Origin of the sequence: Amycolatopsis sp. A133 (assembly GCF_031082405.1) — a bacterium.
Taxonomy (GTDB): domain Bacteria; phylum Actinomycetota; class Actinomycetes; order Mycobacteriales; family Pseudonocardiaceae; genus Amycolatopsis.
Map to the genome: position 1 here is coordinate 22,899 of NZ_JAVHJU010000033.1, position 25,944 is coordinate 48,842.

Consider the following 25,944-nt stretch of genomic DNA (forward strand, 5'->3'; position numbering starts at 1 on the left):
CGAGAAAGCCTGTGATCGCTGAGCCGCCAGGTGCTCCAGCACCAGGACCTGTGCCTCACCGACCGCGAAGCCGAGCACCGCGCCCGTCGCGATCAGGATCCACTCGTCCTGCTCGAACGCCGGCCGCAGCAGGCGCTCGAATTCGCGCGGGCGCTGCCCAGCTCCCGGTCGAGCTGCCGCTGGATCAGGGCGAACCGTACGCCTCCGCGACCTCCGCGCGCCGCTTCAGGAACAGGCCCTGCCAGGTGACTTGATCGGCGGGAACTTGAACAGCACCCACGCCACCATCCGGACGACGCCGATCGCGCCGCCGAACACCAGACCGGACCGGGCGATGAACTTGAACTCCTTCGCGCCCGCCTCCTGGAAGATGCGGTTCAGCAGGCCCTTGTCCTTGACCAGGCTGGTTACCACCATGCCCTTGAGGTCGAACACGCTGTCCACATCGGACTCCCACAGCCCCGGCCGGTAGTGCCCCGCCACCTCGCGGACGATGTCTTCGATGCCCGCCAGCAGCGGCTTCTCGATTTCCTGGGCGATGCGAGCCGCGTCCAGGCCCGCGACGACCTCGGCCGGCTTGATCAGCTGCTCGGTCATCGTGTCGCAAGCGATGCTCGCCATGCGCGGCGACCACCGGGATCGACACGTAGAGGGGCCAGTGCTGCGCGAAGTCGGCGACGATGCCGCCGAAGAAGGCCCCCACCCCGCTAACCCGAGCTCGGGTCGCAGGCCTGCCAGAACTGCGCGCCGAGGCGCGAGACGTGGATCGTCCGCCGGACGAACTTCGCGCGCCGGACGTGCTTTTCCGCGTCGCGCACGGTTTCGTCGGTCATCAGGATCTCGTACTGCGTCTCCAGCGACGGTACCTCTTCGTCGAGGTCGACGAGGCCGAGCCCGATCAGCCGGGTGACGTAGCCGGGCACCTGGTCGGGCAGCGACACCCCGGCCGCCCTGCCGACCGTCGAGGCGTTGCGCAGCACGACCCGGCCGTTGCCGCCGAGCCCGGTCCGCTCGACGACGTCGAGCGCGGGGAACGGCGAGCCGTCGGACAGCGCGGACAGGATGCGGGCTTCGTCCGGCGTCAGCTGGCGCAGAATGATGGCGTAGAAGTACTCGCGGGCGCGCTCGCGGCCGAAGCCGACGGAGTGGTTGAGCAGCTCGGCCATCGCGGCGCGCAGCGGCTCGGCGTGGTTGTCGCGCACCGGCACGAGCGTTACGGCGGCCTCGACCTTCCCGGGCACCGCCGGGCGGTTCATCGCCGACGCCGCGGTGAGCGCCGCGTGGTACGGGTCGTCGACCTCGTCGAGCCGGCTGCGCAGCTCGGTCAGCAGCCGGCGCTCGACCTCCCGCACGGTGCGTTCGGCGGTTTCGACGCCGGGGAGCTTGCGCCCGAGCGCGAAGCCGGTGCGCGCGGCCCAGCCCGCCAGCCGACCGGCGCGGCGGGCCAGGTCTTCGGGGCCGACCCGGCCGTTCGGTCGCTCTGCGTTCACCCGCGGACTCCCCTCTGCTTACGCGCCGATGCTACCTGCGGGTAGGCCGAATGGAGGTGTTTGGATGCCCACATGAGTCCGACCCGCTGGGGCCCGCCGATCGACGTCCTCCCGTACTTCTCGAAGGAAGAGCAGGCGCTGATGACGCTGCTCGGCGCGCTGACCGACGAGGACTGGACGCGGCCGACCATGTGCGCCGGCTGGACGGTCAAGGACGTCGCCGCCCACCTGCTGGGCGACAAGGTCGGCCGGCTGTCCCACGGCCGCGACGGGCACGCGCCCGAAGGCCCCCGTCCGGGTGAAGCCTTCCCGCGGTTCATCGACCGGATCAACGAGGAGTGGGTCGTCGCGTGCCGCCGCCTCTCGACGGACGTGCTGATGACGATGCTGTACGAGTTCATGGGCCAGACGACCGAGTTCTGGGCGAAGCTGGACCTTGACGTCCTCGGCATGCCGGTGAGCTGGGCGGGCGACGAGCCCGCACCGCGCTGGCTGGACGCGGCCCGCGACTATTCGGAGTTCTGGGTCCACCACGTGCAGATCCGCGAGGCCCTGGAGCACACGCCGCTGGAGGCGGAGTACGCCGAGCCGATCGCCGACACGTTCGTCCGGGCTCTGCCGCACACCCTGCGGGACGTCGACGCCCGCGTCGGCAAGCAGGTCGGTTACACGGTGACAGGCCACGGGAAGTGGTACGCGCGCCGCGAGCGCGACGGCTGGGTCCTGGACCGCGGCGCACCGCCGTCACGCACCCCGCTGGCCACCGTGACGACCGACCTGGACACGTTCTGGCGGCTCTGCACCCGCAACGCGGCGGACCGCGGCCGCGTCCGGACGACCGGCGACAAAAACGTTTGCGCGGCGCTGCTCGAGATGACCTCGATCATCGTCTAGCGTCACTTTCCCTACGAAAGTGTCAGCGGCGGCGGGCCTGCTTCCGCAATTGGAGGATCCGGGCGCCGCCGATCAACGCGACCAGCACCGCGCCGCCGATGGCCGAGAACAGCATCGCGATGGCCAGGGGCAGGTTGCCTTCGGCGCCGAAGAAGTGCACGGTGGCCGGGTCGAGGTTCTGCAGGATGAAGATCAGCAGCACGACCAGCACGAGCAGGCCGGCGATCACCGCGACCCAGGTGCCGCTGATCCGCGTCGGCCGGGCCTTGCCCGCCGGTTTGGCGGGCGCCGGGCGCACCGGCGTCGCCTCCTCCGCGCCCGGGCGGACGTCGCCGGCGCGCAGCTCGGCGGGTTCCAGGGCGCCTTCCGGCACCTCGGTGCCGGGCAGGTCGTGGTGGGTGGGACCGGTGGGGCGGTCGGCCGCGCCCCCGCGCGCGTGCGTCATGTGCCCAGTGTCCGTCCCGCGCGCCGGGAGCGCCGCCTCAAACCCCCTAACGGGCGAAACCGTCAACCTCCCGCAGGACGCGCAGCGTGTTCTTCCCGGCCAGCTTCGTGCAGTCGTCCTCACTCCACCCGCGCTCGAGCAGGGCGGCGAACAGCACCGGGTACTTGGACGTGTCCTCCAGTCCCTCCGGCAGCGAGCCGACGCCGTCGTAGTCGCCGCCGAGGCCGATGTGGTCGATGCCGGCCACCTCGCGGGCGTGCTCGACGTGCGCGACGACGTCCTCGACCGTGGCCGGCGGCTTCGGCGGGCCGTCCCACTCCTTGACGAACTCCCCGCGCAAGGTCAGGTTCCGGTACTCCAGCCCGGCGTCGGCCATCGCCGCCTCGAGCTGTTCGTTCCAGGCGGCGACCTTCGGCGAGACGAACGCCGGCACGAAGGTGATCATCGCGACGCCGCCGTTGCCGGGCAGCTTGGCCAGGACGTCGTCGGGGATGTTGCGGGGGTGGTCGTTCACCGCGATGCAGGAGGAGTGGCTGAAGATCACCGGCACCGAGCTGACCTCGATCGCTGCCCGCATCGTCGACGGTGCGACGTGCGACAGGTCGACCATCATCCCGATCTTGTTCATCTCGCGCACGACTTCGCGGCCGAACTCGGTGAGACCGCCGTGGGCGGGCTCGTCGGTGCCGGCGTCGGCCCACGTGGTGTTGAAGTTGTGCGTCAGCGTCATGTAGCGGACGCCGAGGCGGCGCAGGATCCGCAGCACGCCGATCGACTCGGCGATGCTGTGCCCGCCCTCGGCGCCGAGCAGCGACGCGATCCGCCCGTCGGCGAACGCGGCCTCGGCCTCGTCCGCCGTGGTGACCAGCCGGAGCCGGTCGGGGTAGCGCTCGACCAGCTGGTGGACGACTTCGATCTGCTCCAGGACGGCGGTCACGGCACTGTGGCCCTCGAATTCACAGGGCACGTACACCGACCAGAACTGCATGCCGAGCTTCCCGTCGGCGAGCTTCGGGAAGTCGGTGTGCAGGGCGGGCTGCCGGACGGTCAGGTCCAGCGACGCGGCCGCCTCGACCGGGTTCGGGCCACCGTGTTGCCGCAGCTCCCACGGCAGGTCGTTGTGCCCGTCGGCGAGGATGACGGCGTCCAGCAACTTGGTAGCACGCTGTAGTGCCTCGTTAGTCATCGCCCGATCGTAGGGACGTCCGGTATACGGTTCGTACAAACGGGCTGACATCTTTCCGGTAAGAAATAATCTGGCGAGGTGTTGCGGTAAAGTAGACCCCGTGGACACCGACGACGACGAGATCGTCACTTGGTGGGGCCTGGTCATCGAGGGTTACCTGGCCACCCAGGACAAGCTGATGGGCGAGATCGCCGACCGGTTCGGCCTCGCGCCGGCGTCGTTCGACATCCTGCTGCGGCTGGTCCGCTCGCCCGAGCACCGGATGCCGATGACCCGCCTGGCCACGGAGGCGGCCCTGTCCAGCGGCGGCTTCACGAAGGTGGCGGACCGGCTGGTGGCGGCGGACCTGATCTGCCGGATCCCCAGCCCCGACGACCGCCGCGTCACGTTCGCGTCCCTGACCGACCACGGCCTCGAGGTGGCGAACAAGGCCCGCGCGGCGGCGGCGGACATCCTGCGCCGCATCGTGCTGACCCCGCTCGGTGATGATGCGCCGGCACTCGCGGAAGCCATGCGGACACTGCGCGCGTTCAACACCGAACGTTGAAAAAGCCGAGGTCACGGCAGCGCGCGCAGCGGCGCACCATAGGAGCCATGCTGACCGAATCGACCATCACGACGATGCTTCCGGTGACCGACAGTGAACGCGCCGGCCACTTCTACGCACACTCCCTCGGCCTGAAGCAGACGGGGCCTGCACGAGGTCATGCGCTGACCCCGTCGTGAGTGGTAAGGCTGGTTCTAACCCGCCTTACCACTCACGACCGTCGGGCGAGCGAGGGCATCAGCTTGATCGCGTTCCCCGACAGGACCCCGCTCAGCACGTCCGCCGGCAGCCCGAGTTCGGCGAGCGCCCGGACGTTCGCGGCCACCGAAGGCACGCCCGGCCAGTCCGTCCCGAACACGAACTTCCCCGCCAGCCGCGTCAGGTCGAAGCGCCGGTAGTACTCCGGCAGCTTCTTCGGCGGCAACCCGGCGAGGTCGAGCCAGACGTTCTCGCGCGCCAGCGCCAGGAACGCCGCCACGTCGTACCACCACCCGCGACCGCCGTGGGCGAAGACGAACTGCAATGCCGGGAAGTCTTCGACCACATCGGACAGCAGCTCCGGGTTGCCGAAACTGGTGCGGGACCCCGGAAAGCTCGACGTTCCCGAGTGGAGGATCACCGGCACCCCGCGCTCGAGGCACAGCTGGTAGACCGGGTACAGCTCCTTGTCCGCCGGCGAGAAGGCGCCGTGCACCGGGTGGATCTTCAGCGCCACCGCGCCCAGGTCCAGCTGCCGGGCCACCTCCGACGCCGCCGGGTGGTGCAGGTACGGGTTGACGTTCGCCACCAGCCGGAACCGCGTCGGGTTGTGCGAAACCAGCGGCAGGTTGTCCTCGATCGGCTGGATCCCGGTCGCCCGTGGGCTGTACTCGCAGAACAACAACACGCGGTCGACGCCCTCGGCCTCCATCAGTTCGTCCATTGCGGACGGCACCACTTCCCCCGACGCGGAGTACACCGAGCGCCACGGGTACGACCCAGCGAAGTCGTGGGCCCACTGCAGCCACGCGGGCTTGAGCGTCGGCAGCCGCGGTGTGTGGACGTGCGCGTCGACCACGAAGTGCCCGTCGATCACGAGCTGGGCACCACCCGCAGCACGTCGCGGACCTGCTCGCGGATCACGTTCCGGCGGATCTTGCCGGTCGCCGTCTTCGGCAGTTCCGCCAGCTCGACCACACCTCTCGGCCGCTTGAACGCCGCGAGCCCCTCGCGGCAGAACTCGATCAGCTCGTCGGGATCGAGCGCGAAGCCGGGCGCGGCGACCACGCACGCGACGGGCTTGTCGAGGCCGTCGGCGTCCGGCGCGGCGACGACCGCGACCTCCGCCACCGCCGGGTGCTGCCGCAGCCGTTCCTCCACTTCGGACGGTGACACCCAGATCCCGCCCGCCTTCAGCATGTCCCCGAACCGGCCGAGGCAGCTGTACGTCCCGTCCTCGTTCCGCACGTAGCTGTCGCCGGTCCGCAGCCACTCACCCTGGAACACCAGCTTCGTCGCGTCGTAGCGGGCCCAGTACCCGGTCGCCGTCGACGGCCCGGCCACGAACAGCTCGCCCGGTCGGCCGGCGGCGTCGATCACGGCACCCGCCTCGTCACGCAGCTGCACGGAGTACCCGGGCACCGGGACGCCGGTGCTGCCCGGCCGCACCAGGCCGGGCTGGTTCGACAGGAAGATGTGCAGGGCCTCGGTCGACCCGATGCCGTCGAGGATCTCCAGGCCGAAGCGCGCGCGGAACCGTTCGAACAGCGACGCCGGCAGCGGCTCGCCGGCCGAAACCGCGTACCGCACCGAAGAAAACGAGTCGTCCGGGACGTCGCTGGCGAGCAAAGCCGCGTAGAACGTCGGGACGGCGAAGAACAGTGACGGCTGCTCCTCGCGGGCGCGTCGAGCGAACAGCGCTGGTGTCGGGCGCGAAGGTTCGAGCAGCGTCGTGCCACCCGCGCCGAGCGGGAAGAAGCACGAATTCCCCAGCCCGTAGGCGAAGAACAGCTTCGGCACGGACAGGAACCGGTCCTCGCTCGTCGTCGCCAGCACACCGCGGGCGTAGGTCTCGCAGACCGCGCGGATGCTCGCGTGCCGGTGCATCGCGCCCTTCGGCTGCCCCGTCGTGCCCGAGGTGTACAGCCACAGCGCGGGTGAGTCCGCCCACGTCCCGCCACCGCGGAACGACCCCGCCAGCGACGGCCAATCGTGCGTCCGGACTCCGCCGGGCAGGCCGTCCGCGTCGCAGCGGTCGAGCACGACGTCGGTGACCTCGGGGGCGAGCCCGAGCGCGGTGACCGCCTGCCCGGCGAACTCCCCGGACACGCACAGCACGCGCGCCCGCGAGTCGGCCAGCACCTGGCCCAGCTCGGGTCCGGTGACCATGGTCGACACCGGGACGGCGACCGCGCCGGCCAGCATCGCGCCGAGGATGCCGGTGAGCAGCTCGACGTCGTCGACCATGCAGAACATGACCCGTTCCTCGGGCCGCACGCCGAGTTCGGCGAGCCCGCCGGCGACCCGCCGGGACTCGGCCGCGAGTTCGGCGTAGGTGAGGCTGCGGCGGGGCGACACGACCGCGGTCGCGTCCGGGTGCCCGGCCGAGAGCAGGTACTCCGCGGCATTGAACCCTGTCGCCACCAGGCCTCCTACGTGAGGTACACGTACTCGTAGTCGATGGGCTTCCCGTTGATGCCCTGCCGCGGCGGCGCGACCCAGCTCGCGATCTTCCCCCGCTCGTACACCGGCCGCATCAGCGAACGGACGAACGTGAGGTCTTCGGTCGTGGGCAGCCACTTGCGCTTGCCTGCCTCCCAGGTCGCCTCGTCGACAATGGTGCCGTCGGGAGTGACGCGGTGGCCGGAGTTTATGCCGACTTCGCGGTTGAAGCCAGGGTGCGGCAAGCGGAACGTGAAGTCGATGCCGGCCTCGGTGAGGATCTTGTTCCACCGGTTGACGCCGGTCTGGCAGTCGGCCACGTACTCGCTGCGCAGGTCGAGGTTCAGCAGCAGGATCGCCTGCAGCTCCTCGGTCGTCCACGTGCCGTCGGCGGTGGGCCGCTCCAGCGTGCGGGCGTCCTCGGTGAGCTTGTGGTCGTCCTTGCGGCGGGTCTCCTGCCAGCGGCCCTTGAGCCCGGCGGTGTAGTAGTTCGCCGCGTTCGTCGACGTCTCGCTGCCGAACAGGTCCAGGGACACGGTGTAGTGGAAGTTGATGTACCGCTGGATGACGTCGAGGGGGATGCCGCCGTGCGGGGCGATGTCGAACGTGTCGTGCTCGCGGATCAGCTCCGCGCTGCGGGTCACCACGCGGTCGACGCCGGTGGTGCCGACCATCATGTGGTGCGCTTCTTCTTTGAGCATGAACTCGCAGGTGCGCGAGAGCGGGTCGAAGGAGGACTCCTTGAGCGTGCCGAGCTGGTACTTCCCGTCGCGGTCGGTGAAGTAGGTGAACATGTAGAAGGCCAGCCAGTCGGCGGTTTCCTCGTTGAACGCGCCGAGGATGCGCGGCGCGTCCGGGCTGCCGGAGTTGCGCAGCAGCAGCCCTTCGGCCTCGTCCCGGCCTTCGCGGCCGAAGTAGGCGTGCAGCAGGTACACCATCGCCCACAGGTGACGGCCTTCTTCGACGTTGACCTGGAACAGGTTCCGCAGGTCGTACAGGCTCGGCGCGGTCAGCCCGAGCAGCTTCTGCTGCTCGACCGACGCCGGCTCGGTGTCGCCCTGGATCACGATGAGCCGCTGCAGGTCGGCGCGGTATTCGCCGGGCACCTGCTGCCACACCGGCTCGCCCTGGTGCTCCCCGAAGGCGATCCGCCGGTCCGGGTCGCGCTCGGCGAGGAAGATGCCCCAGCGGTAGTCGGGGACGTTGACGTGGTCGAAGTGCGCCCAGCCCTCGCGTCCGACGCTGACCGCGGTGCGCAGGTAGACCCCCTGCGTCTCCAGCGTCGGACCCATCTCGCCCCACCAGTGCAGGAACTTCGGCTGCCAGCCCTCCAGCGCGCGCTGCAGCTTGCGGTCCTCGGAGAGGTTGACGTTGTTCGGGATCTTGGCGTCGTAGTCGATCTTCTCGGGCATCTGGGCTAGACCCGCTTCCTGTCGAAGACGGCCTTCTGTCCCGTACCGTAGCGGCGCAGCGCGCCTTCCGGCCCGGATGCGTTCGGCCGGGTGAAAATCCAGTTCTGCCAAGCCGCCAGCCGGCCGAAGATCTTGGTCTCGATGGTCTCGGGACCGACGAACCGGTGGTTGGCCTCCATGCCGGTGAGCGCGTCCGGCGACAGCGACGCGCGGCCTTCGAGGGCGATCCGGATCTCGTCCTCCCAGTCGAGGTCGTCCGGGGCGTCGGTGACCAGGCCGAGTTCCAGTGCCTCGGCGGCGCTCAGCTCGCGGTTCTTCTCGCGCGCGAGCCAGGCGAGGTGGTCGTCGTCGCCGTAGAACCGCGTCTGCAGGCGGGTCAGGCCGTTGCCCATCGGGAACGCGCCGAAGTTGGCGTCCGTGAGCTGGAGGGACGCGCGGGCGTCGCTGTCTTCGTCGTCGATCGGCGGGCCGTCCAGGATGTACTGGCGGTCCGCCGCCAGCGCGATCTCCAGCAGCGCCCCGGTGAAGCAGCTGCCCGGCTCGATCAGCGCGATCAAGCTGCGGCTGGTGACGTCGAGGCGCTTGAGCGTGCGCTTGAAGTAGTGCGTGATCTCGTTGGCGAGCCAGTCCTTCTGGCCGAGGACGGCCTGCTCGTGCGCCTGGACCTTCGCGGGGTCGCCCTGGGTGCGCAGGATCCACGTCCCGGCTTCGACCTCGTTCGTGCGCAGCCGGAGGATCGTGTCGTCCAGTTCGCGGGTCATGGCGAGGAACCAGCCGTCGGCACCCTCTTCGTGCAGGTCACCGGGGTCCTTTTCGGGCCCCTTGACGGTGATCGTGACCTGCCCCTTGGCCACCTCGACGTCGACATGTCGATGTTCGAGCGGGGTCAGCTCGATGCCGTCCTCTGCCGGTTTTTCCGACCGGCGGGCGAGTTCCCGCGCCTTCTCGAGGACCTTCTCGCGGAAGTCCTGGCGCGGCACCAGCTCGTCGACCAGGCGCCAGTCGACCGCCGTCTTGCCCTTGACGCCGTCCGGGCGCGTCGCGAAGACGTCGGCGAGGTCCCGGCGCACCCGCCGTTTGTCGACGACCCGGGTGAGGCCGCCGGTGCCGGGCAGCACGCCCAGCAACGGCACCTCCGGCAGCGCGACCGTCGAGGAGTTGTCGTCGATCAGGAAGATCTTTTCGCAGGCCAGCGCGATTTCGTAACCACCACCGGCGCAGGTGCCGTTCACCGCGGCCACGTAGATCTGGCCGGAGTGCTCGGTGGCGTCCTCCATGCCGTTGCGCGTCTCGTTGGTGAACTTGCAGAAGTTCACCTTCCAGTGGTGCTCCGACGCGGCGAGCATGCGGATGTTCGCCCCGGCGCAAAAAACCTTGTCCTTCGCGCTGGTCACGATGACCACGCGGACTTCGGGGTGTTCGAACCGCAGCCGTTGCGTGGCGTCGTACAGCTCGATGTCGACGCCGAGGTCGTAGGAGTTGAGCTTGAGCTCGTACCCCGGGACCAGCCCACCCTGTTCGTCGACGTCCAGCTCCAGCCAGGCCACCTCCCCGTCGAGCCGGAGGCGCCAGTGGCGGTACTCGTCCGGACGGCGGTCGAAGGTAACCGGTGTGGTGGTGGTCACTCCCCGATTGTCTACACGAGTCAGACGAAGGTCAATGTTGTGTAGAAACTTGATCTCGGGCGGTCACCCGGTTGAGCGTGGCCCAGGCCCAGACCAGGAAGACCCACAGTGCCAGACCCGCCGCGGCGTCGGTGAAGATCGTCACGAACCAGAAGGCCGGAATCTGCGGCACACCCGTCAGGAAGTGACCGAGCGTGATCATCCCGGCCAGCGAGTAGACCAACAGGAAAGCCAGCGCCCGGTGGTACCGGCCTCCGGTGTACGCGCGGTAGCCGAGCCAGCCGAACGCCGTGAGCAGCACCCAGGCGAACGCGACGACGATGCCGCCGGCCAGCGTCGAGACCCCTTGCAGCTGCGGGTAGTCCGCATACCGGATCGCGTTGTGCGCGTAGTGCAGCGTCGTGCTGAGCAGTGAGAAGCCAAGGATCACGCGAAGCGGTACCAGTCCCTTGTCCATCCACCACACCCCCATTTGATAGATCGCTCTAGCGACGGTACCGCCCGGAGCTTTCACGTGAAAGCTCCGGGCGGTGCTTTCACGTGAAAGCTCCGGTCAGACCAGGTCGATTCGGTGCTGGACCACCGGGTAACCCGCCTTGGCGAACGCCTTCGCCATCGGGACGTTGCCGACGTCGGTGCCCGCGACGATCCGGTCCGCGCCCTGCGCGACGAGCTGGTGGGTGGCCTCGACCAAGAGGTCGTAGGCGTAGCCGTGGCCCCGGTGCTCCGGCACCACGGCGATGTACCCGACCACCGGGTCGTAGACGTTCCGGCTCGGCAGGGTCAGGCCGACCAGCTCACCTTCGGGCGTGTACGCCAGCCGCCACCAGTCACGCGGCGCCGGCATCCACTTCATGATGTCGAGGTCCTCCCGCGCGGCCGCGTCGAGGCCGTGCTCCTCGACGGTCTTCCGCACGTGCGCGTCGAGGCTGCCGACGTGCACCCGCTTGAAGACGTCGAGGATGACGTCGTCGTCCGGCTCCGGCCGGAACTCGAGCCTGCCGGGCTTCTCCGGCAGGCCGTTTTCCGGGGTCCAGCGGAAGCGGTAGCGCTCGACGAGCTTGCGGTAACCCGCCTGCTCGGCCGCCTCGACCCGGCTGTTCACTTCGCGCGCGACGTCCGCGTCGTCCTGCCACGCCGGTGGGGTGTGCAGGGCGTACTCCGCGCGCAGCGGCGCCGTCTTCAGCAGCCGGACGGCCGCGTCGAAGTCGGTGAAGTCGAACCAGTCCAGGGCGATCGGGGTTTCGTCGCCGTCCGTCGCCCACCAGGCGGCGCGGGCCACGACGACGTCGTCGCGCAGCGCGACCCAGGTCCACTCGGGCCGGTATTCGCCCTTCTCCGCCATCACGGCGAAGTCGTCGCCGAGCAGCTTGCGGCCGACAAGACCGCGGTCGGGCAGGGAGGTGAACAGTGCTTCTTCGCCCGCTTCGAGCGGGCGGATGACCAGATCGGTCATGGAGGTCCTTCCAGGAGTACGCGCTCCCGGTCAGACAGCCGGCACCCTCGCTGCGAGGTGGGAACGCGTGATCGGTTGCGTGATCATCGGTCCCACCTCCTTTCGCTGGTCAAGGTGCCTTCGGGAACCTTAGGGGTTCCGGCCGCGGTGATCAACGGATTTTCTGCAGCTCACGCCGCGGCGGTAACCGGGCCGACCGGGAACCGCACGCCGGTGAGGTCTTCGGAGACGGCCCAAAGGCGATGCTGCACGGTCAAGTCGTAGGAGTCCGGGCTGGAAGCGACCGGCCTCGGGTAGCCGCGCCGCTCGGCCAAGCCATCGGGCCCGTAGTACTGCCCGCCGAGGACGGACGGGTCGGTGGCGGCCCGCAGGGTGGGAAGCGCGCCCGCCGCCGCGGGCTGCGTGAGCACCGGAGTGAGCCAGGTGATCAGCCTGCGGGCGACCGCCGGGGTGTTGCGGACCAGGTCGGTGTCGGAGATACCGGGGTGCGCGGCCACCGCGGTGGTGGTGCCGTGCGCGGCGAGCCGGCGTTGCAGCTCGTAGGTGAACATCAGGTTGGCCAGCTTCGACTGGCCGTAGGCGGCGATCCGGCTGTAGGACCGCTCCCACTGGAGGTCGTCGAAGTGGATGGCGGCGTTGATGCGGTGACCGGTGCTGCTGACCGTGACCACCCGGGATCCGGGCACGGGCAGCAGCAGGTCGAGCAGCAACCCGGTGAGCGCGAAGTGGCCCAGGTGGTTGGTGCCGAACTGCATCTCGAAGCCGTCGCGGGTGACCTGCTTCGGGGTGTACATCACGCCGGCGTTGTTGATCAGCAGGTCGATCCGCGGGTAGGTGGCACGCAGGCCGGCCGCGGCGGCGCGCACTGATTCCAGCGAGGTCAGGTCCAGTTCCTGCACGGAGACGTCACCATTGATCCGGGCCGCGGCCCGCTTGCCCTTTTCGGTGTCGCGCACGGCCAGCACGACCGCCGCCCCGCGCTCGGCGAGCCCCCGGGCGGTTTCGAAGCCCAGTCCGGTGTTGGCGCCGGTGACCACGGCCACGCGGCCGTCTTGGCGCGGCATCTGCTGTTCGGTCCACTTCATCACGGTCTCCTTATGTACCGGCGGTAACTTACGTTCGGAACGATAATGTACCGCCGGTACACTGTCAAGGTACCGGCGGTACACAAGCTAGGGTTGGCGTCATGACGTTCCAGCGGGCGCGCACCGAAGAGCAGCGTGAGGTCCGGCGCCGGGCGATCCTGGACACGACCTCGGCGATGCTCGACGAGATGCCGGTGGCCGAGGTGACCCTCAACGAGCTGAGCCGGCGGGTCGGCTTGGCCAAAACGGCGGTGCTGCGCTATTTCGAGTCCCGCGAGGCGGTGCTGCTCGACCTGATGGACGACCGGACGGCGACCTGGCTGGCCGAACTGGAGCAGGAGCTGGCCGGCGGCGTCGACCTGGACCGGCCCGCGGTGGAACGGGCCGAGCAGGCGGCCGACGTGCTCAGCCGGTCGCTTGCCGCCCGGACGGCGCTCTGCGACCTCTACGGCGCGCAGGGCGGAGTGCTCGAGCACAACGTCTCGGTCGAAGCGGTCCGCCGGCACAAGCGGGCCTCGCTGAGCAACCTCGCGGTCATGGCCGGCCTCGTCCGGCGGTACCTGCCCGAGGTCGGCGACCACGCCGAGCAGTTCTGCCTGACCGTCCTGCTGATGGCCGGCGCCCTGTCCGCTTACACTTCGCCGCCGCCGAGCCTGCTGGCCGTCTACGAGTCCGAGCCGGCACTGGCGGTCCACCGCTTCGAGCTGCGGACCGCCCTGCGGCTCGCGATCATCACGTCGCTCGTGGGCTTCCTGCCACGCTCCCGGGAACCTGAAGGTTTCCCGGCGCGGTGATCAACGGATTTTCTGCAGCACCACTCGCGTGCTCAGCCGGGGCTCGGCGTAGGAGTGCGACGCCTCCAGGACGTACTCGCCGGCGATGTGCCGCCAGCCGTCGCGCCAGGCTTCGGCCGACCTCGGGTTGATCACGACCTCGGCCTCGACGCTCTCGCCGGGCCCGGCTTCGACGCTCGCGAACCCGGCCAGCCAGCGGTGCGGCCGGTCGCCGCGTTCGGTCGGGACCAGGTAGAGCTGGACGACTTCGCGGCCCTTGCGCGTCCCCGTGTTGCGCACCCGGACCCGGACGCGGGCGCCGCCTTCGTCGTCCGGGTAGACGTCGAGTTCGTCGTACACCCAGGTCGTGTAGCCCTGGCCGTGGCCGAACCAGTACGCGGGCTGCCGATCGGTGCGGGCCCAGGCGCCGTAGCCGATGTAGACGCCTTCGGTGTACTCGAGCACGCCTTCTTGCGGCGTCACGTCGGTGACCGGCGCGTCCGCCAGCTTCGCCGGCCAGGTGGTCGGCAGCCGGCCGCCGGGCTCTTCGCGGCCGAAGAGGACGTCGGCGAGCGCGGCGCCGCCGGCCTGGCCGGGGAACCAGGTGAGCAGCACCGCGGCGACGTCGTCGCGCCACGGCATTTCCACCGGGGAGCCGGCGTTGACGACCACGACGGTGTTCGGGTTCGCTTCGGCGACCCGCGCGACGAGTTCGTCCTGGCGTCCCGGCAGGGCGAGCGAAGTCCGGTCGAACCCTTCGCTCTCGACCTCGGCGGTCGTGCCGACCACGACGACCGCGACCGCCGACTTCCCCGCCAGGGCCACGGCTTCTTCGAGGCTCGCGTCCGGGTCGAGGACGGGGCCGCGGTGGCCGAGCGCGAACGTGACCCAGGCGAAGGTGCCCCTGGCGAACTCGGCCATCTCCGACGGGATCCAGTAGGTCAGGCTGACGTCGACCGGTTCGCCCGCGGTCAGCTCGACCTCCCGCCGCTGTTCGTGCACCTGCATGATGGAGGTGAAGATGTCCCCGCCCTCCGGCAGGTTCACGCCGTCGAAGACGGTCTGGCCGGCGACGGTGAGGCGGAGGTCCCCGGGACCGGTGACGCCGAAGGTGTGCGTGCCGCTTTGCTCCGGGAGGAACGTGCCGGCGATCTCGACCGAGGCGAGCGTGCCGATGTCGAGGCCGGCCGGCAGTTCACCGATCCAGTCGATCCTGGCTTTGCGCAAGGAGAATTCCGCGAGTTCGGTGCCGTCGGCGGCGCGGGCCGTCGCGCGGAGCCGGAAATTGTCGGTGACATCCGGGGCTTCGCCCCAGGTCGGGGGCTTCGCCACCCGAGGCCCCCAAAAAATGTCGGTGGCGGTCGGTAACGTCGTCCGCGGATCGGCACCAGGTGCGTAGGCGAGCTCGGTACCAGGGGGAACGGCCGCCTTGAGGCCGTCGAGAGGGGAGACGACGTGATCGGGGAACACGGTGGCGCTGCCACCGCCGAGGATCTTCGGGTCCGCGGCCAGCGCGCCGATGAGCGCGATGCTCTGCGGGTCCCGCAGGGGCAGCACGCCGGTTTCGTTGCGGAGCAGCACGAACGACCGGTGCGCGACCTCGCGCGCGACCGCGTCACCGTCCACAGGGGACGGTTGCGGCGCCGGGCTGCCGCCGAGCGCGCCGGTCCGGTGGGCGAGCAGGAGCACGCGGCGCACCATGTCGTCGACGACTTCGGGGCTCACTTCGCCGCCGCGCACGGCTTCGGCCAGCCGGGCGCCGAACACGGTGCGCGGGCCCGGCATGGCCACGTCGAGGCCGCCGTTGGCGGAAGCGACGGTGTCGCGCGCGGCCAGCCAGTCGGAGACGACGAAGCCGTCGAAGCCCCATTCGTCGCGCAGCACGCCGTTGAGCAGTTCGGCGTGCTGGGTCATCGTGACGCCGTTGACGCTGTTGTAGGCGGCCATGATCCCCCACGGCTTCGCGCGCCGGACGATGCACTCGAACGGCGCGAGGTAGAGCTCGCGCAGCGCGCGCTCGCCGACGTGCACGTCGGCGGTGAAGCGTTCGGTCTCGAAGTCGTTGGCCACGAAGTGCTTGACCGTGACGGCGACCCCGCCGTCCTGCACGCCGGTGACGTAGCCGGCGCCGATCATCCCGGTGAGGAGCGGATCTTCGGAGTAGCACTCGAAGTGCCGTCCGCCCAGCGGCGAACGGTGGAGGTTGACCGTGGGGGCGAGCAGCACGTGCACGCCCTTGCGCCGGGCTTCCTGCGCGAGCAGGCGGCCGACGCGCACGGCCAGCCGCGGGTCCCAGCTCGCGGCGAGGGCCGTCGGGCTGGGCAGGGTCACCGAGGGGTCGTCCGGGCTCCACCGCGTCCCGCGGACGCCGACCGGGCCGTCGGAGAGGACCAGCGAGGCCAGCCCGATCCGCGGCAGCGCGGGGAGGGACCAAACGTCCTGGCCGGCGAGCAGGCTCGCTTTGGCGTCCAGGTCGAGCTCGGCCAGCAGCGCGTCGACGTCGAAGCTCATGCGGGTCCTCCGGGGTCGGTCCTGCCGTCACTCTACCTGGCGTCAAGTAGTGAACGTTATGTTTCCGTGACAATCTCTCCCGTAGGCTCGGGCTCATGACCCGGGCCAGGGGCGCCGACCGCCGAGCGAGCATCGTCCGAGCGGCGTTCGAGGTGATCGCCGAACGCGGCTACCGCGGCACTTCGCTGGCCGCGGTCGCCGAGCGCGTCGGCCTGACGCAGCAGGGGCTGATGCACTACTTCCCCACCAAGGAAGACCTCCTGACGGCAGTGCTGGAAACCCGGGACGAATGGGACCTGCTGCACTTCGGCCACGCCCCGCCGGGCGACCCCTCGGCGATGACGGTCAACCAGCTGGCGGACCTGGTCGACTACAACGCCACCCGGCCGGGCATCGTCCAGACGTACACGGTGCTGTCGGCGGACAGCGTCACCGAGGATCACCCGGCGCGCAAGTACTTCCACGACCGCTACGCCCGGGTCCGGGCGGGCATGACCGAGATGCTCGACCGCCACCGCGACGAGCTGCCCCCGGGAACCACCCCGGAACAGCTGGCCCCGCTGGCCATCGCCGTCCTCGACGGCCTCCAGCTGCAGTGGCTCCTCGACCCGGAGGAGGTCGACATGCCGGCCGGGTTCCGCACGTTCCTGACACTGCTCGGGATCAAGCCGGACTGACGATCACCGCATCCCGGCGCTTTGCCGCTCCACCTCGATGAGCCCGACGACCCGCGGCTGCTCACGCGAGTACGGGCCGCCGATGTACTTGGTCGCGATCCGGTCGACGATCTCCCAGGCCGCGTCGCCCTCGAGCCACTTCGCCACCCGGCCGCGGATGATCACCGGCTCGAACGGGTTGTCCGGCGGGGTCAGGGACAGCGCCACTCGCGGGTCGCGGCGCAGGTTGCGGGCCTTGCGGGAGTCCGGGCCGGTGAGGATGGCGATGCGGTCGCCCTCCGGGTCGACCCAGACCGGGACCGAGTGGGGCGCACCGTCGGGCAGGACGGTCGCGAGGTGACCGATCGCGGTGGTGGCGAGGATGCGGCGGACGTCGGCTTCGAGCATGGTGATCGTCTCCTTGCTGGAGTGGGATTTCAGGCGACTGCGTAGTGGAGGTGGGTGACGCCGGGCGCGGCCACGGCCTCGACGAGGCGGAGCCGCACGTGCGACGGCAGCGCCTGGAAGAAGGGCCGGCCGCCCCCGAGCAGGACGGGTACCTGGTGGAGCACCACTTCGTCGACGAGGCCGGCCTGCAACGCCGAGGTCAGGACGCCGCCTCCCATGAGGCCGACGTCCTTGCCACCGGCGGCCTCGCGGGCCGCCGCGATCGCGTCCTCGATGGTGCCGACGAGGGTCTGGCGCTCGGTCAGCTCCGGCGCGGGCCGGTGGCTGACGAGGAACAGCGGCGCGTCCGGGTGCGGGCTGCCGCCGCCGAAGTGCTCCGAGTCCTCGTACGTGTTGCGGCCCGCCACGATCGCACCCACCCGGCCGGCGAGGGAGTCGAAGACGCGGGCGCTCGGCTCGCTGAGCTTGAAGAAGTCGAAGACCTCACTCTGGGTGTCTCCGTCGGAGTACCAGTCGAAGAGCGTTCCGCCGTCGCCGAGCCCCTGTCCGGGCCGGGCGTCGCGGCCGGTGATGTAGCCGTCGACCGACACGGCGTGGGCGCTGAAGACCTTGCTCATCTGGGCTTCCCTTCTGGGTTCCTTCAGGAGACTCCAAACCGTAGCAGCTCAAGTTCCTTAAGGGAACCCCAAGTGCTAACCTGGCCTCATGCAGCGCACGAACTTCAGCGAACTGGCCGCGTGCTCGATCGCGCGCACGCTCGACGTCATCGGCGAACCCTGGTCACCGCTGATCCTGCGGGACGTGTGGGCCGGGGTCAGCCGGTTCGAGCAGCTCCAAGCCGACCTCGGCATCTCGCGCAAGGTGCTCACCGAGCGGCTCAACCACCTGGTCGACGAAGACGTCCTCGAGCGCCGCCCGTACGACCGGCGGCCGCGCTACGAGTACGTCCTGACCGAAAAGGGCACCGAGCTGGTCGACATGCTGATGGTGATGACCCGCTGGGGTGACAAGTGGCTGGCGGGCAAGGCGGGGCCCCCGGTCCTGTACCGCCACCACGCGTGCGGCGAGATCAGCGTGGTCGACCTGCGCTGCGCCCACTGCGGCGAGCCGATGCACGCGAACGACGTCGACGTGCTGGCCGGCCCCGGTTCGACGCGCTGAGGACCACCGCTCACGACAACCGCGGCTGAGCGACCACCCCACGCAACCGCTGCAGCGTCCGCAACGTCGTCTCCAGATCCTCCTGCGGCACCTCGGCCGCCACGTCCTCCGCCCACTCGGCTTGCGCCTCCCCCAGGACGCGCAACGCCTCCTTCGCCCGCCGCGTCAACAACAACAGCGGCGCCCGTGCGTCGGCCGGGTTCGGCAGGCGGTCCAGCATTCCGTTGCGCAGCAAGCGGTTCACCGTCTCCTGCACGCTCTGCCGGCGCAGCCCGCGGCGGCGGGCCACCTCCGCGGCGGTCGCCGGACCGTCTTCGAGGAAGCCGAGGACCTGCCACTGCGCCGCCGTCAGCCCGACCGGCCCGGTCAGCGCGTCGCCCGCGGCGAGGAAACCGCCGTTGCACGCGAAAACCGCTCCGATCACGCGGGTGAAAGTCTCGGCTCGATGGGACCGCATGCGTGCTAGTCTCGCATTTCGACAGGCACCTGTCGAAATGGAGACGACCATGGACATGCCCCGCCTCGGTCCCGCGCACGACGCGCTGAAGGCGCTCGTCGGCGACTGGACCGGCACCGAGGAGCTCACCGCCTCGCCGTGGGCGCCGGCTTCGACCGCACACGGCGACTGCGAATACCGCTTGGCCCTCAACGGTTTCGCCGTGATCCAGCACTACCGGCAGCGCCGCGAAGACGGGACGGAATTCCTCGGCCACAACGTCTTCACCGCGGACCCGGACACCGGCGAGACGCTCTGGTACGGCTTCGACAGCTACGGTTTCCCGCCCGATTCACCCGCCCGCGGCAACTGGACCGGCGTGACGCTGACCCTGGAGAAGAAGACTGCGCGCGGAGTGGCCCGGCACCGGCTCACGCCGGAAAGCAGGACGCTGACGCACGAGATCGACGTCCGGATGGGTGAAAACGCCGCGTTCAGCCCGTTCCTGCGAGCGCGGTACACCCGGAAGGACCAGTAGCGACCCCAAAACTGTCGGACCCCCGGCGTACAGATGAAAGCGTGACCAGAACCGCCGACCCGCCCCCGCTGATCGGGGTCGACAACCTGAAGATGCCCGAGTGGGCCCGCGTCGACGAACGCGTGGCCTCCGCGGGCTTCGGCCAAGCCGTGCGTGCGCTGCCCACCGCGGTTTCGGTCGTGCTGCGGCTGGCGTGGCGGACGTCGCCGCGGCTGACGCTGCTGGCCGCCGTCGTGCACGTCGTCTCGGGCTGCGTCACGGCGTTCGGGCTGCTCGCCACCGCGAACGTCTTCACCGCGCTGCTCGAACAAGGCCCGACCCCGGACCGCGTCCTGCAGTCGCTGCCGGCGCTCGCGGTCGTCACCGGGTCGTACGCGGCGCGCGCAATACTGGACTCCGCGGTCGCCGCGGTCGAGGGCGCGCTGCGACCGCGGGTCACCGCGGCGGCGGACGACGCGGTGACGGCCGCGGTCGTGCGCGTCGGGCTGATCGCGTTCGAGGACGCCGACTTCCGGGAGCTGGCCCGGCAGGGCGCACGCTTCGGGGTGCGGGCCATCGAGACGAGCCTGCGCCGGCTGGCCGACCTGACGTCGTCGGTGATCTCGCTGGCGGCGGCGATGATCACGGCCGGGCTGCTCAACCCGTGGCTGGCCCCGGTGCTGCTGCTCGCCGCGGCGGCCGACGGCTGGGCCGCCGCGCGCGTCGCGAAGCTCAACTACCGGCACTTCCTGGACACCGTCGGGCGCAACATCCGCAAGTCGGTCGTCGAAGAGGTCGCCACCTGGCGCTCGATGGCCCTCGAACGGCACGCACTGACGCTGCAGGAACCGTTGCTCGGCGAGTACCGGCGCATCTCGCGCAGCCTCACGCGCGAAGAGATCCGGCTGGCGCACCGGAGCAACCTGGTGCGCACCACCGGGCGGGCGGCGGCCGGCTTCGGCACGGCCGTGGCGTACCTGGTGCTCGGCTGGCTGCTCTACACCGGCTCGATGGAGCTGGCGCTGGCCGGCACGGCGGTGCTGGCGATGCGGACGGCGTCGACGTCGCTGTCCAACACCATGCGTGCGGTCAACTCGCTGTACGAGGACTCCTTCTACATCGGGTTCTACAACCAGCTGCTCGCGGAATCCCGGAAGCGGCAACCCCCGCCGACGGCGGTGACCGCGCCCGCCGACCCCGCCGAGATCCGGCTGGACGGCGTCACGTTCACCTACCCGGGCGGGAAAACGCCGGCCCTGCGGGACGTCTCGCTGACGATCCGGCGCGGCGAGGTGGTCGCGCTCGTCGGCGAGAACGGCTCGGGCAAGACCACCCTCGGCAAGCTGCTCACCGGGCTGTACCCACCGGACGAGGGCACGGTCCGCTGGGACGACGTCGACCTCGCGCGGGCCGATCCAGTGTCGGTGCATTCGAACATCGCGGTGATCGCGCAGGAACCGGCGGAATGGCCGATGACCGCGGCGAACAACATCACGGTCGGGCGCCTCGGCCGCGCCGACCCGGACGGGCAGGCGTGGCGCGAAGCGGTCGGCTACTCGGGCGCGGACGAGGTGATCGGTTCCCTGCCCGCCAAGGAGCACACGGTCCTGTCGAAGAAGTTCGACGAGGGCCACGACCTCTCCGGCGGCCAGTGGCAGCGCATGGGCATCGCCCGCGGCATCTACCGCGACGCGTCGGTCCTGGTCGCCGACGAACCGACGGCGGCGCTCGACGCCCGCGCCGAAGCCCGGGTGTTCGCCGGGCTCCAGCACGCGAGCCGGTCGGACCGCGGCCGCCGCACCACGGTGCTGGTGACCCACCGGCTGGCCAACATCCGCTCGGCGGACCGCATCCTGGTGCTGGAGAAGGGAAGGCTGATCGAACAGGGCACCCACGACGAGCTGATCCGCGCGGGCGGCGTCTACCACGAGTTGTACGGGATCCAGGCCCGCGCCTACCGGAACGGATCAGGGCCGAGCCCCCGACCGGCCGACCCTCCAGGGTCAGGTGGCGAGGGTGAGTGAGCCCAGGTGGGAGAAGTGGGCCGCGACGCGGCAGCCGGGGCGGACCGGGACCGCGTCCGTCATGCCGCCGGTCAGGACCAGCCAGCCCGGCTCCAGGGCCAGTCCCCGTGCGGCCAGGGCGTTCGCCGCCAGGGCCAGGGCTTCCGCCGGGTGGCCTTGGACGGCCGCGCCGGTGGCCGTGTCGACGATCTGGCCGTCGACCTCCAGCAGGGCCGCCTCGAGCGAGAGGTCCAGAGCAGCCGGGGGCAAGCCGACCGGGCCGAGGCTGAAGTACGCCGACGAGCCGTTGTCCGCGACGGCGTCCGGGAGCGTGAAGCGGTAGTCCGCGTACCGGCTGTCGATGACCTCGATGCCGCCGTACACGCGGTCGACCGCGGCCAGCGCCGTCGCCGCCGTCACGCCGGGGCCCGCCAACCGGCGGCCCAGCACGAAGACCAGTTCCGGCTCGGCGCGCGGGTGGATCAGCGCGTCGTGCGGCACCGGCGCGCCCGCGGGGAGCACCATCGCGTCGGTCAGCCAGGCCAGCAACGGCGCGTTGATGCCCATCCGCTGCTGCTTGGCCCGCGACGTCAGGCCCAGCTTCACCCCGATCAGCGTCTCGCCGCGCGCCCGGCGCTGCCGCAGGGCCTCGTCCTGGATCGCGTACGCCGTGTCGACGTCCAGGTCCGGCCAGTCGGCCGAGAGCGGCGCGCGCTCCGAGACCGTCCCCAGCAGCGCAGCGGCTGCCTCGCGCACGTTCACGATTCCTCCGAGGCAGGAGCGAAGACCGCGGTGACACTGCCGACGCCGGCGATCGTGGTGACGATCGTGTCGCCCGGCGACACCGGGATCGCCCGGGTCATCGATCCCGGCAGCACGACGTGCCCGGGTTCCAGGGTGACGCCCAGCGGCCCCACCGTGTTCGCCAGCCACACCAGCGAGTTCACCGGCGACCCGAGCACCGCGCCGCCCGCGCCCGTCGCGGCCACCGAACCGTTCTGGTAGAGCACGCAGCCGGCCAGCCGCAGGTCCACCGAACCCAGCGCGGCCGGGCTGCTCCCCAGCACCACCCCGCCGGACGACGCGTTGTCGGCGATCGTGTCGAACAGGGAGATCTTCCAGTCCTGGATGCGGGAATCGACGATCTCCAGCGACGGCAGCACAAAATCGACCGCCCGGACCGCGTCCGCGACCGTCACACCCGGGCCGCGCAGGGCGGAGCCGAGCACGAACGCGATCTCCGGCTCGATCCGCGGCTGCAGGAACGCCGACGTCGGGATCGGCTGGTGTTCGAGGTGGAACATGCTGCCGGTGAGGTGCCCGTAGTCGGGCTGGTCGACGCCCATCTGCCGCTGCATCGCCGCCGACGCGAGACCGACCTTGTGCCCGCGGACGGCGTCGCCGCCTTCGACCCACTGCCGCACCTGCTCCTGCTGGATCCGGTACGCGTCCTCGACCCCCGCGTCGGGGTAGGTCTTGACCAGCGGCTCGATCGGCTCGCGCGTGGCATAAGCCCGCGCCAGCGCGGCGGCGGCCTCCTGCACCCTGCTGACGTCCACCCCCGGGACTCTGCCGTGCACGTCCCCGGCGCACAAGCTCCGACGTTCCGTCCAGCGGAACTCTCGCCACGCAACCTCTTGCGCGCGAGACAAATGCGGCGTACCGTCCGAGGTACCACCAGGAAGGGACGTGAGGGACATGGCACCGACCCAGGCCGAGGTCACCAAGCTCGCCGAAGTCCGCGACGAGCTGCGCGAGCGCCACCTGCGCCCGGCCGCCGACCGCCCGGCGACGAACGGCCGCGGCATCCACCACACCGCGCTGATCTCCAGCGACGTCGAGCGGACCATCGAGTTCTACCAGGACATCCTCGGCTTCCCCCTCACCGAGCTGATCGAGAACCGCGACTACCCCGGGTCGAGCCACTTCTTCTTCGACGTCGGCAACGGCAACGCCGTCGCCTTCTTCGACCTGCCCGGTCTGGACCTCGGCCCGTACGCGGAAGTCCTCGGTGGACTGCACCACCTGGCCCTCTCCGTCGCGCCCGAACGGTGGAGTGTGATCAAGGACAAGCTCGACGAAGCCGGCGTGCAGTACCTGCTGGAGAGCCAGACCTCCATCTACCTGTCCGATCCGGACGGTGCCCGCGTCGAGCTGATCTCCGACCCGCTCGGGGAGATGTACGGCGAGAAGATCGGCTGAAAGCGTGGTTTGGGCGTCGCGCGCCAACTAGCCTGTGCGCGACGCCTGGAGGTCCGATGTCCGACTGGTCCCTCTCCCGCGCGAAGGCGCGGCTCGATCACCGCGAGCGGCTCGACGAACTCACCGCGCGTACCCGGTTCGAGGTGCGGCTGCACCTCAACGAGCCGGTCACGAACGGCGCCTACGACGAGCTGACGAGCATCTTCGCGATCGGGCACGGCGAGTGCGCCGCCCTCCTCGCGCACCACCGGCTGCTGCCGTGGTGGGAGCGCGCGCTGCTGTTCCGGTACGCGCGGCGCGTGCACGGCAAGGCGATCACCCGCAGTGTCGGCGCGGTCCCCGCCGAAGTGGCGCCGCAGGCGGCCCGCGCGTTCGGCGCCGAGATCGCGGAACTGGCGCCCGGCTCCGGGGACACCGGCGCGAAGTACGACCTGCAGGGCCGCGGCCTGCTGACGGTGTTCCGCATCGCCGTCGGCGCCAAGGGCGAGACCTGGCCCGACCGGCACGAAGTCGCGACGACGGCCGCCCGCAACATCCTGACCTGCGCCGCGACCTTCGCCCGCCGGAAGCCGTGGCACGTGGTGTGGCCCGTCTACCGCGTGCGCGGCCTGCGGCTCTGGAAGCTTTGACGTCCTCCGCGCGTTCCACCGGTATGAACGCAGAGGAAATCCTCGCCGGCGCGAACACCATCGCCGTTGTCGGCCTGAGCCGGGACCCGGCCAAGGCCGCGCACGGTGTCCCCGCGGTCCTGCAGGCGCACGGGTTCCGGATCATCCCGGTGCACCCGACCGCGACCGAGCTGCTCGGCGAAAAGGTCTACCGGTCGCTGACGGACATCCCCGAGCCGGTGGACCTGGTCGACGTCTTCCGGCCCTCGCCCGAGGCGCCCGGCATCGCGCGGGAGGCCGTCGAGATCGGCGCCAAGGCGCTGTGGCTGCAGCAGGGCATCGTCTCCGCCGAAGCGCGCCGCATCGCCGAAGAAGGCGGGCTCGCCTACGTCGAGAACCGTTGCACCGCCGTCGTCCGCGCGACCGCCGCGATCTCGAAGAACTAGGCGGACGCTCCGAAGTGGACGATGCGGTGGTTGCCCGTCTCGGCGACCCAGACACCGCCCGCGCCGTCGTCGGCCATGTCCCTGGGTGAGCCGATCGGCTCGGCCGTGTCGGACAACGCGGTGCCCGTGCGGGTGTCGAACCGGGCCACACGCCCGGTGTCGTCGACCAGCAGCCGCCCGGCGTGGTCCAGCGCGACTCCGCGGGGCCGGGCCAGGCCGCCGAACTCGCGGACGAACCCGCCCCACCACGAGAACTGCACCACGCGGCGGTTGCCGGTGTCGGCGACGTAGACGTGGCCCGCCGCGTCGACCGCCACCCCTTCGGGCGCCTTGAGCCGCCCGGCCAGGACGCGCACGAGCGCGCCGTCGCGGGTGAACGCCTGGACCCGGTCGTTGCCGGTGTCCGCCACCCACACGCGGCCGCGGGCGTCGACGGCGATCCCGGACGGCGCGCGGAACTGCCCCGGCCCGGTGCCGGGTCCGCCGAACGCGCGCGGGAGCGCCGCGACTTCGCTGGTGGTCACGGCATCAGGATCACCGACCGCGAGCCACGGCGGCCAGCGCCGGGACGAGTGTTCAGCGACTGTTCCGCCCCCGCTCACCAGCTCCACCGGGAGCACGTCCGCCGGTCGAGGAAGCTGTAGGCGGGCAGCGGCCCGAGCCAGTCGGCCTGGACGCCGCCCCCGCCGGCCAGCCCGGCGACGGCGTCGCGCACAACGAGCAGGTCGCCCAGCCCGACCAGGAACGCCCACCGCTCGTCGGCGCTCTCGCCCGCCGGCAGCGCCACGGAGTCGCGGGCCCGTTCGGCGACCTCCGCGAGCAGGACGTCCGAGCGGGCCGCCCGCCACGCCGACCCGGGTTCGGTGAACCGCAGGCAGACGTGCACCTCGGCCAGGCCGTCGAGCCGGTCGAGGTCGGCGCGGTAGGTGCCGGCGGCCGGGGCGAGCACGTCGGTGCGGACGGCGTCCTCGTCCTCGGCCACGGTGCCGAACCGGACCGGCAGCACCGGGCCGCCCTCGACGAGCGCGGACACCACCGCCAGGTGCGCGGCCGGGTCGGGCTCGGGTTCGCCGACCACCATCGCGAGGTCTTCCCAGACGACCGTGCGCGGCGCCCGCGGGTGCCCGGCCCGGACGACGCCGTAGAGCTGCAGCGTCACGGCTGTTCGACGGGGATGGCCGGTTCCACCGGCACCGCGACCGCGGGCGTCGGCGGCGGGGGCGGGATCAGCCCCGTCGTCCGGCCGAGGCCCTTGTCGAGCAGGATGTCGAGCGTGTCGGCGAGGCCGCCACCGGTCTGTCCCGGTCTGGTCACTTCGCTCCTTCGGTCGCAGGGATGTCGTCGAGGGCGGCGCGGACCTCGGCGAACCGGAGTTCCAGCGCGATTTGGTGCCGGTGGGTGTGAAGACTTCGGCGAGCAGGTCACCGCGCGGCCCGGCCCGGC

The 25,944-nt window shown here is 70.8% G+C and carries 30 protein-coding genes and 1 pseudogene; 11 read left to right on the plus strand and 20 right to left on the minus strand.

The window, feature by feature from the left end; genetic code table 11:
* Positions 1-21 precede the first annotated feature (21 nt).
* Both Q5425_RS21515 and Q5425_RS21520 read right to left on the minus strand, forming a co-directional pair.
* Positions 22-703: pseudogene (locus Q5425_RS21515) on the minus strand (hypothetical protein); the annotation flags it as partial.
* A 4-nt stretch (positions 704-707) separates the two neighbouring features.
* Positions 708-1,490, minus strand: coding sequence for an Abi-alpha family protein (locus tag Q5425_RS21520; protein ID WP_308674064.1), 783 nt, complete (start codon positions 1,488-1,490; stop codon positions 708-710).
* A 72-nt stretch (positions 1,491-1,562) separates the two neighbouring features.
* Here Q5425_RS21520 and Q5425_RS21525 point away from each other — a divergent pair, with 72 nt between their 5' ends.
* On the plus strand, positions 1,563-2,384 hold the full coding sequence (locus Q5425_RS21525) for a maleylpyruvate isomerase family mycothiol-dependent enzyme (protein WP_308674065.1): 822 nt from the start codon (positions 1,563-1,565) through the stop codon (positions 2,382-2,384).
* A 22-nt stretch (positions 2,385-2,406) separates the two neighbouring features.
* Here Q5425_RS21525 and Q5425_RS21530 read toward each other — a convergent pair whose 3' ends face one another.
* Together Q5425_RS21530 and Q5425_RS21535 are read right to left on the minus strand one after the other, a co-directional pair.
* On the minus strand, positions 2,407-2,829 hold the full coding sequence (locus Q5425_RS21530) for a lipopolysaccharide assembly protein LapA domain-containing protein (protein ID WP_308674066.1): 423 nt from the start codon (positions 2,827-2,829) through the stop codon (positions 2,407-2,409).
* Between the two features lie 46 nt (positions 2,830-2,875).
* On the minus strand, positions 2,876-4,015 hold the full coding sequence (locus Q5425_RS21535) for a dipeptidase (protein ID WP_308674067.1): 1,140 nt from the start codon (positions 4,013-4,015) through the stop codon (positions 2,876-2,878).
* A gap of 100 nt (positions 4,016-4,115) precedes the next feature.
* Here Q5425_RS21535 and Q5425_RS21540 point away from each other — a divergent pair, with 100 nt between their 5' ends.
* Positions 4,116-4,562, plus strand: coding sequence for a MarR family transcriptional regulator (locus Q5425_RS21540; RefSeq protein WP_308674068.1), 447 nt, complete (start codon positions 4,116-4,118; stop codon positions 4,560-4,562).
* A 47-nt stretch (positions 4,563-4,609) separates the two neighbouring features.
* On the plus strand, positions 4,610-4,741 hold the full coding sequence (locus Q5425_RS21545; protein ID WP_308674069.1) for a hypothetical protein: 132 nt from the start codon (positions 4,610-4,612) through the stop codon (positions 4,739-4,741).
* A gap of 32 nt (positions 4,742-4,773) precedes the next feature.
* Here Q5425_RS21545 and Q5425_RS21550 read toward each other — a convergent pair whose 3' ends face one another.
* The 7 genes from Q5425_RS21550 to Q5425_RS21580 form a co-directional block, all read right to left on the minus strand.
* A complete protein-coding gene (locus Q5425_RS21550; RefSeq protein WP_308674070.1) occupies positions 4,774-5,637 on the minus strand; it encodes an amidohydrolase family protein in 864 nt (287 codons plus the stop codon).
* Complete coding sequence (locus tag Q5425_RS21555; protein ID WP_308674071.1) at positions 5,634-7,184, minus strand: benzoate-CoA ligase family protein; 1,551 nt, start codon at positions 7,182-7,184, stop codon at positions 5,634-5,636. Before Q5425_RS21555 ends, Q5425_RS21550 begins: the two co-directional genes overlap by 4 nt.
* 8 nt (positions 7,185-7,192) lie before the next feature.
* Positions 7,193-8,614: a benzoyl-CoA 2,3-epoxidase subunit BoxB gene (boxB, locus tag Q5425_RS21560; RefSeq protein ID WP_308674072.1), complete on the minus strand. Its 1,422-nt coding sequence runs from the start codon at positions 8,612-8,614 to the stop codon at positions 7,193-7,195.
* A 5-nt stretch (positions 8,615-8,619) separates the two neighbouring features.
* A complete protein-coding gene (gene boxC / locus Q5425_RS21565; protein ID WP_308674073.1) occupies positions 8,620-10,239 on the minus strand; it encodes a 2,3-epoxybenzoyl-CoA dihydrolase in 1,620 nt (539 codons plus the stop codon).
* A 31-nt stretch (positions 10,240-10,270) separates the two neighbouring features.
* The gene (locus Q5425_RS21570) at positions 10,271-10,696 is read right to left on the minus strand and encodes a hypothetical protein (RefSeq protein ID WP_308674074.1); all 426 of its coding nucleotides are present in this window, start codon (positions 10,694-10,696) and stop codon (positions 10,271-10,273) included.
* 96 nt (positions 10,697-10,792) lie between these two features.
* Positions 10,793-11,695, minus strand: coding sequence for a GNAT family N-acetyltransferase (locus Q5425_RS21575; RefSeq protein WP_308674075.1), 903 nt, complete (start codon positions 11,693-11,695; stop codon positions 10,793-10,795).
* 170 nt (positions 11,696-11,865) lie between these two features.
* On the minus strand, positions 11,866-12,780 hold the full coding sequence (locus tag Q5425_RS21580; RefSeq protein ID WP_308674076.1) for an SDR family NAD(P)-dependent oxidoreductase: 915 nt from the start codon (positions 12,778-12,780) through the stop codon (positions 11,866-11,868).
* 101 nt (positions 12,781-12,881) lie between these two features.
* On the opposite strand from Q5425_RS21580, the gene Q5425_RS21585 reads away from it, so the two are divergent.
* Positions 12,882-13,574, plus strand: a complete 693-nt coding sequence (locus Q5425_RS21585) for a TetR family transcriptional regulator (RefSeq protein ID WP_308674077.1) — start codon at positions 12,882-12,884, stop codon at positions 13,572-13,574.
* Here Q5425_RS21585 and Q5425_RS21590 read toward each other — a convergent pair whose 3' ends face one another.
* A complete protein-coding gene (locus tag Q5425_RS21590; RefSeq protein WP_308674078.1) occupies positions 13,575-16,064 on the minus strand; it encodes a glycoside hydrolase family 3 C-terminal domain-containing protein in 2,490 nt (829 codons plus the stop codon).
* A 95-nt stretch (positions 16,065-16,159) separates the two neighbouring features.
* Between Q5425_RS21590 and Q5425_RS21595 the strand changes: the two genes are divergently transcribed.
* A complete protein-coding gene (locus Q5425_RS21595) occupies positions 16,160-16,741 on the plus strand; it encodes a TetR/AcrR family transcriptional regulator (RefSeq protein ID WP_308674079.1) in 582 nt (193 codons plus the stop codon).
* Between the two features lie 3 nt (positions 16,742-16,744).
* Here the strand turns inward: Q5425_RS21595 and Q5425_RS21600 are convergent, their stop codons facing one another.
* A complete protein-coding gene (locus Q5425_RS21600) occupies positions 16,745-17,128 on the minus strand; it encodes a PPOX class F420-dependent oxidoreductase (RefSeq protein ID WP_308674080.1) in 384 nt (127 codons plus the stop codon).
* Positions 17,129-17,157: 29 nt separating this feature from the next.
* Complete coding sequence (locus Q5425_RS21605; protein ID WP_308674081.1) at positions 17,158-17,745, minus strand: dihydrofolate reductase family protein; 588 nt, start codon at positions 17,743-17,745, stop codon at positions 17,158-17,160.
* A gap of 88 nt (positions 17,746-17,833) precedes the next feature.
* Between Q5425_RS21605 and Q5425_RS21610 the strand changes: the two genes are divergently transcribed.
* Positions 17,834-18,289 (plus strand): helix-turn-helix domain-containing protein, encoded by a 456-nt coding sequence (locus Q5425_RS21610; protein WP_308674082.1) that lies wholly within the window; start codon positions 17,834-17,836, stop codon positions 18,287-18,289.
* Positions 18,290-18,299: 10 nt separating this feature from the next.
* On the opposite strand, the gene Q5425_RS21615 is transcribed toward Q5425_RS21610, so the two are convergent.
* A complete protein-coding gene (locus tag Q5425_RS21615) occupies positions 18,300-18,746 on the minus strand; it encodes a MarR family winged helix-turn-helix transcriptional regulator (protein WP_308674083.1) in 447 nt (148 codons plus the stop codon).
* A gap of 49 nt (positions 18,747-18,795) precedes the next feature.
* On the opposite strand from Q5425_RS21615, the gene Q5425_RS21620 reads away from it, so the two are divergent.
* Complete coding sequence (locus Q5425_RS21620) at positions 18,796-19,263, plus strand: DUF1579 family protein (protein WP_308674084.1); 468 nt, start codon at positions 18,796-18,798, stop codon at positions 19,261-19,263.
* A gap of 41 nt (positions 19,264-19,304) precedes the next feature.
* Positions 19,305-21,266 (plus strand): ABC transporter ATP-binding protein, encoded by a 1,962-nt coding sequence (locus tag Q5425_RS21625; RefSeq protein WP_308674085.1) that lies wholly within the window; start codon positions 19,305-19,307, stop codon positions 21,264-21,266.
* Here Q5425_RS21625 and Q5425_RS21630 read toward each other — a convergent pair.
* Together Q5425_RS21630 and Q5425_RS21635 are read right to left on the minus strand one after the other, a co-directional pair.
* Positions 21,246-22,007: a 2-keto-4-pentenoate hydratase gene (locus Q5425_RS21630; RefSeq protein WP_396135210.1), complete on the minus strand. Its 762-nt coding sequence runs from the start codon at positions 22,005-22,007 to the stop codon at positions 21,246-21,248. The two genes, Q5425_RS21625 and Q5425_RS21630, sit on opposite strands and share 21 nt — an antisense overlap.
* Positions 22,004-22,804: a 2-keto-4-pentenoate hydratase gene (locus tag Q5425_RS21635; protein ID WP_308674086.1), complete on the minus strand. Its 801-nt coding sequence runs from the start codon at positions 22,802-22,804 to the stop codon at positions 22,004-22,006. Before Q5425_RS21635 ends, Q5425_RS21630 begins: the two co-directional genes overlap by 4 nt.
* 139 nt (positions 22,805-22,943) lie before the next feature.
* Between Q5425_RS21635 and Q5425_RS21640 the strand changes: the two genes are divergently transcribed.
* Genes Q5425_RS21640 through Q5425_RS21650 form a run of 3 tightly spaced genes read left to right on the plus strand, consistent with a single transcriptional unit; the run spans position 22,944 to position 24,501 of the window.
* Complete coding sequence (locus tag Q5425_RS21640) at positions 22,944-23,447, plus strand: VOC family protein (protein WP_308674087.1); 504 nt, start codon at positions 22,944-22,946, stop codon at positions 23,445-23,447.
* 56 nt (positions 23,448-23,503) lie between these two features.
* The gene (locus tag Q5425_RS21645; RefSeq protein ID WP_308674088.1) at positions 23,504-24,076 is read left to right on the plus strand and encodes a hypothetical protein; all 573 of its coding nucleotides are present in this window, start codon (positions 23,504-23,506) and stop codon (positions 24,074-24,076) included.
* A 23-nt stretch (positions 24,077-24,099) separates the two neighbouring features.
* On the plus strand, positions 24,100-24,501 hold the full coding sequence (locus Q5425_RS21650) for a CoA-binding protein (RefSeq protein WP_308674089.1): 402 nt from the start codon (positions 24,100-24,102) through the stop codon (positions 24,499-24,501).
* Here Q5425_RS21650 and Q5425_RS21655 read toward each other — a convergent pair.
* From Q5425_RS21655 to Q5425_RS21665, 3 genes are all read right to left on the minus strand, one after another.
* A complete protein-coding gene (locus tag Q5425_RS21655) occupies positions 24,498-25,025 on the minus strand; it encodes an NHL repeat-containing protein (protein WP_308674090.1) in 528 nt (175 codons plus the stop codon). The genes Q5425_RS21650 and Q5425_RS21655 overlap by 4 nt on opposite strands.
* Before the next feature lie 74 nt (positions 25,026-25,099).
* A complete protein-coding gene (locus tag Q5425_RS21660; RefSeq protein WP_308674091.1) occupies positions 25,100-25,660 on the minus strand; it encodes a GvpL/GvpF family gas vesicle protein in 561 nt (186 codons plus the stop codon).
* Positions 25,657-25,815 (minus strand): hypothetical protein, encoded by a 159-nt coding sequence (locus Q5425_RS21665; RefSeq protein ID WP_308674092.1) that lies wholly within the window; start codon positions 25,813-25,815, stop codon positions 25,657-25,659. Before Q5425_RS21665 ends, Q5425_RS21660 begins: the two co-directional genes overlap by 4 nt.
* Positions 25,816-25,944 lie beyond the last annotated feature (129 nt).

Excerpts from the sequence above, each read along its gene's own strand:
- Q5425_RS21525 (WP_308674065.1), top strand. The coding sequence starts at position 1,563 with ATGAGTCCGACCCGCTGGGGCCCGCCGATCGACGTCCTCCCGTACTTC.
- Q5425_RS21530 (WP_308674066.1), bottom strand. The coding sequence starts at position 2,829 with ATGACGCACGCGCGCGGGGGCGCGGCCGACCGCCCCACCGGTCCCACC.
- Q5425_RS21535 (WP_308674067.1), bottom strand. The coding sequence starts at position 4,015 with ATGACTAACGAGGCACTACAGCGTGCTACCAAGTTGCTGGACGCCGTC.
- Q5425_RS21545 (WP_308674069.1), top strand. The coding sequence starts at position 4,610 with ATGCTGACCGAATCGACCATCACGACGATGCTTCCGGTGACCGACAGT.
- boxB (WP_308674072.1), bottom strand. The coding sequence starts at position 8,614 with ATGCCCGAGAAGATCGACTACGACGCCAAGATCCCGAACAACGTCAAC.
- Q5425_RS21570 (WP_308674074.1), bottom strand. The coding sequence starts at position 10,696 with ATGGACAAGGGACTGGTACCGCTTCGCGTGATCCTTGGCTTCTCACTG.
- Q5425_RS21575 (WP_308674075.1), bottom strand. The coding sequence starts at position 11,695 with ATGACCGATCTGGTCATCCGCCCGCTCGAAGCGGGCGAAGAAGCACTG.
- Q5425_RS21580 (WP_308674076.1), bottom strand. The coding sequence starts at position 12,780 with ATGAAGTGGACCGAACAGCAGATGCCGCGCCAAGACGGCCGCGTGGCC.
- Q5425_RS21585 (WP_308674077.1), top strand. The coding sequence starts at position 12,882 with ATGACGTTCCAGCGGGCGCGCACCGAAGAGCAGCGTGAGGTCCGGCGC.
- Q5425_RS21590 (WP_308674078.1), bottom strand. The coding sequence starts at position 16,064 with ATGAGCTTCGACGTCGACGCGCTGCTGGCCGAGCTCGACCTGGACGCC.
- Q5425_RS21595 (WP_308674079.1), top strand. The coding sequence starts at position 16,160 with ATGACCCGGGCCAGGGGCGCCGACCGCCGAGCGAGCATCGTCCGAGCG.
- Q5425_RS21600 (WP_308674080.1), bottom strand. The coding sequence starts at position 17,128 with ATGCTCGAAGCCGACGTCCGCCGCATCCTCGCCACCACCGCGATCGGT.
- Q5425_RS21605 (WP_308674081.1), bottom strand. The coding sequence starts at position 17,745 with ATGAGCAAGGTCTTCAGCGCCCACGCCGTGTCGGTCGACGGCTACATC.
- Q5425_RS21610 (WP_308674082.1), top strand. The coding sequence starts at position 17,834 with ATGCAGCGCACGAACTTCAGCGAACTGGCCGCGTGCTCGATCGCGCGC.
- Q5425_RS21615 (WP_308674083.1), bottom strand. The coding sequence starts at position 18,746 with ATGCGGTCCCATCGAGCCGAGACTTTCACCCGCGTGATCGGAGCGGTT.
- Q5425_RS21620 (WP_308674084.1), top strand. The coding sequence starts at position 18,796 with ATGGACATGCCCCGCCTCGGTCCCGCGCACGACGCGCTGAAGGCGCTC.
- Q5425_RS21640 (WP_308674087.1), top strand. The coding sequence starts at position 22,944 with ATGGCACCGACCCAGGCCGAGGTCACCAAGCTCGCCGAAGTCCGCGAC.
- Q5425_RS21645 (WP_308674088.1), top strand. The coding sequence starts at position 23,504 with ATGTCCGACTGGTCCCTCTCCCGCGCGAAGGCGCGGCTCGATCACCGC.
- Q5425_RS21650 (WP_308674089.1), top strand. The coding sequence starts at position 24,100 with ATGAACGCAGAGGAAATCCTCGCCGGCGCGAACACCATCGCCGTTGTC.